This is a genomic window from Vibrio sp. 1401 (assembly GCF_033340295.1).
Genome location: NZ_JAWOWF010000820.1, coordinates 1 through 522, shown reverse-complemented (window position 1 = coordinate 522; position 522 = coordinate 1). Strand labels below are relative to the sequence as shown.

Here is a 522-nt window from a genome sequence, read left to right as displayed (position 1 = left end):
AAAATAGCTTTTCATGAATTTAATATTGGCATTGCTTTTGCTATTTATGATTGGAACTTTCGATAATCAGTTAATTTAGGAGAACGAAATGAAAAGCAATGTTGTTACTCTGGTTGGTCTATTTTCTCTAGCAACGTTTAGTACTTTATCTTACGCAGCGGACTCCAAAGATCATGGCGTTTATGTAGGTGCGAACTACGGTTATTTAAAAGTTGATGGACAAGATGATTTCGATGACGACAGCGATGCAATGCAAGCATTGGTGGGTTATCGCTTTAACCGTTACTTAGCGTTGGAAGGTGGCTACATTGATTTTGGTAGCTATGGTAACAACTTGGCTAATGCAGAGACGGATGGTTATACCGCAGCATTGAAAGTGACGGCTCCAATCACCGATAGAGTGGATGTGTACGCGAAAGGTGGCCAAATGTGGTATTCGACAGATTATAACGTTGCTGGATTCCATAGGAACAAAGATGACGAAGGGGTATTTGCTGGTGCTGGTGTAGGTTTTAAAGTAAC

The 522-nt window shown here is 40.4% G+C and carries 1 protein-coding gene; it reads left to right on the top strand.

Annotated elements, in window-relative coordinates; translation table 11 throughout:
* Positions 1–88: 88 nt before the first annotated feature.
* Positions 89–522: outer membrane beta-barrel protein (locus tag R7Z77_RS28350; RefSeq protein WP_318137434.1), on the top strand; the 434-nt coding region annotated here is incomplete at its 3' end.